Origin of the sequence: Bradyrhizobium sp. PRIMUS42, assembly GCF_023006515.1 — a bacterium.
In the GTDB taxonomy this organism is placed as follows: Bacteria; Pseudomonadota; Alphaproteobacteria; order Rhizobiales; family Xanthobacteraceae; genus Bradyrhizobium.
The window spans coordinates 1-2,631 of the sequence record NZ_JALBGZ010000806.1 but is presented as its reverse complement, the minus strand read 5'-3'; the positions used below and the strand labels follow the sequence as shown (position 1 = coordinate 2,631).

At 66.0% G+C, this 2,631-nt stretch carries 2 protein-coding genes and 2 pseudogenes; 1 reads left to right on the top strand and 3 read right to left on the bottom strand.

Annotated features, from left to right (window positions below; all coding sequences use genetic code 11):
* Positions 1–115, bottom strand: a pseudogene (locus MOV75_RS33940) (septum site-determining protein MinC); the annotation flags it as partial.
* Between MOV75_RS33940 and MOV75_RS33935 the strand changes: the two are divergent.
* Positions 108–1,736 (top strand): annotated as a pseudogene (locus MOV75_RS33935) (TonB-dependent receptor); the annotation flags it as partial. The pseudogenes MOV75_RS33940 and MOV75_RS33935 overlap by 8 nt on opposite strands.
* Before the next feature lie 96 nt (positions 1,737–1,832).
* Here MOV75_RS33935 and MOV75_RS33930 read toward each other — a convergent pair.
* Together MOV75_RS33930 and MOV75_RS33925 are read right to left on the bottom strand one after the other, a co-directional pair.
* Positions 1,833–2,315 carry a GNAT family N-acetyltransferase gene (locus tag MOV75_RS33930; RefSeq protein ID WP_246930147.1) on the bottom strand — a complete coding sequence of 161 codons (483 nt, stop codon included), beginning with the start codon at positions 2,313–2,315 and terminating at the stop codon, positions 1,833–1,835.
* Between the two features lie 42 nt (positions 2,316–2,357).
* A partial coding sequence (locus MOV75_RS33925) for a GNAT family N-acetyltransferase (protein ID WP_247007518.1) occupies positions 2,358–2,631 on the bottom strand: 274 nt, incomplete at its 5' end.

Here is a 2,631-nt window from a genome sequence, read left to right as displayed (position 1 = left end):
CGTCCGCAGTCTGGTAAAAGCCATCGATCGCAAGCAGTTCGGCCTCGATCTTCTGGCAATAGATGCGTGCGCTGGTGTGACCGTTCACGCCCGCCATGGCGCGGCCACGCACCGCGTTCAGCTCGGCCGACCGCGGCGTCGAAAGTGGTGTGCTGCTCGACACCGGCGGAGGCAACTTTGCATTCCACGCCGACGCCTATGGCCGCACGACCTCCGACTATTCCATCCCGAGCTATCCGTATCTGAACGATCAGTCGCGGCCCGTGAACGGCCGCCAGCCGAACTCGGCGACACGTTCGGACGGCGCCTCGATCGGCGGCTCCTACTTCTTCCAGGGCGGCTATATCGGCGCGTCGATCACGCAGAACGACTCGCTCTACCACATCCCCGGCATCGACGGCGCCGACCACCACACGCGGATCGACGGCCACCAGACCAAGATCAACGTCAAGGGCGAGTACCATCCTGATGCTGCCGCGATCGACGCCGTCCGCTTCTGGGCCGGCGCGACCGACTACCGCCACAACGAGATCGGCCTTGCCGATCCCGCCGACCTCAACAGCGACGGCATACGCCAGACCTTCACCAACAAGGAGCAGGAGATCCGCACCGAGGTGCAGCTGATGCCGTTCAACGCGCGCTTCGCCGAGGTGACGACGGCGCTGGGCTTCCAGGTCGGCCACCAGGAATTGAGCGCGCCGAGCCCGGACAATCCCGGCACGTTGTTCAACGGCCTGTGGGACCCCAACAACAGCACGCGCGTTGCCGGCTACGCCTTCAACGAGTTCAAGTTCACGGCGGCGACGCGGGCGCAGGTCGCCGGCCGCATCGAGCACGTCGAGCTGCACGGCACGACACCGGACTTCCCGGCCGATTATTTGCCCGACGGCACGCCGCAGGCAGCGATCGCGCGCAATCCGTCGTTCACGCCGAAGAGCGGCAGCATCGGCCTGTTGCAGGACCTGCCGGGCGGCATGGTCGGCAGCATCACCGCGCAATATGTCGAGCGCGCACCGAAGGCGGCCGAGCTGTTTTCGCGTGGTGGGCATGATGCGACGGCGACGTTCGACATCGGCAATCCGAACCTCACCATCGAGACCGCGAAGTCGGTCGAACTCGGCGTGCGCAGGGCGACGGGGCCGTTCCGCTTCGAGGCGACGGTCTACTACACGCATTTCGACAATTTCATCTATCGCCGCCTCACCGGCGTGTCCTGCGACGACGACTTTGCATCCTGCGGCACGCCGGGCGCGGAGCTGAACCAGGCCGTCTACTCGCAGCGCAATGCCAACTTCCGCGGCGGCGAATTCCAGTCGCAGCTCGACGTTGGCGCATTCCAGGGCGGCATCTGGGGCATCGAGAACCAGCTCGACTTCGTCCGCGCCACCTTCAGCGACGGCACCAACGTGCCGCGCATTCCCCCGATGCGCATGGGCGGCGGCGTGTTCTGGCGCGACGACAACTGGCTGATGCGCGTGAACCTCCTGCACGCCTTCGCGCAGAACAACGTCGCGGCGATCGCGGAGACGCCGACGGCAGGCTACAATCTGCTGAAGGCAGAGGTCAGCTACAAGACCAAGCTCGACCGCAACTGGTTCGGCGCACGCGAGATGATGGCCGGCATCGTCGGCAACAACCTCCTCAACGAGAACATCCGCAACTCTGTGTCCTACAACAAGGACGAGGTCTTGATGCCCGGCATCGGGGTGCGGGCATTCGCAAACTTCAAGTTCTGAGGCGGAATGCGGTCGGGGCCTTTAGGGCCCCGACATACGCCCGTTCAGCGGTGGGCCGTAGCCCGGATGGAGCGCAGCGAAATCGGGGCTGCGGACTCACGCCGAGCGCGCGAGCCGCTTCTCGAAACGCCATTGATCGACGGGAAAAGGCCCAATCGACGTCTCCGACATCATGACGAAGGTGCCGACGTTGTCCCAGCCGCTCTTTTCGTAGAATCGTGCGGCACGCATGTTGCCGACCGCGCATGCGAGCCACGCCAATTCGACACCCCGCGCCGCGAGGCGTTTCTCGGCGTCCGCGATCAGTGCGGCAGCGCCCCCCCTCCCGTGGGCAGCCTGCGACACGAAGAGCTGATACAATTCGTCAGACTTGATCGCGCAGAAACCCGAGGGCGCGCCGACCGGGCCAACGACATTGATGGTGTCGAGCATGGCCGCGAGCCGGTCGCGAAAGTTCGGCAACGTGCGGAGGCGGACAAGCTCGGGCGGTGCGAGCAAGGCGTGCGAGCCGTGCCAGGCGTCGTGCCACACCTGCGCGAGGTGATCGATCTCGGCGGGGTCGGCGGGTCGCACCTGCATGGTCGTGACTCCAAGAGATCGTCGTAGCCCGGAGATATATCCCTACCCTGCCCGCGCCTTGCTCCAGTCCGGGCCGACCGGGCCCGACACGCCCTCGAAGGCGCCGTCGACGAGCTCGAACACCAGGATGCGGGCGGCGTCGACAGGGCCCGGCATGGTGACGCGGCCCTTCGGGACCGGCTTGAAGCCAACACGGCTGTAATAGGGCTCGTCGCCGACCAGCAGCACGAGACGGTGGCCTTTCGCCTTTGCGTCCTTGAGCGCGCGCTCCATCAACAGACGGCCGACACCGCGGCCGCGGAACGGCGGCTCGACC

Excerpts from the sequence above, each read along its gene's own strand:
- MOV75_RS33930 (WP_246930147.1), bottom strand. The coding sequence starts at position 2,315 with ATGCAGGTGCGACCCGCCGACCCCGCCGAGATCGATCACCTCGCGCAG.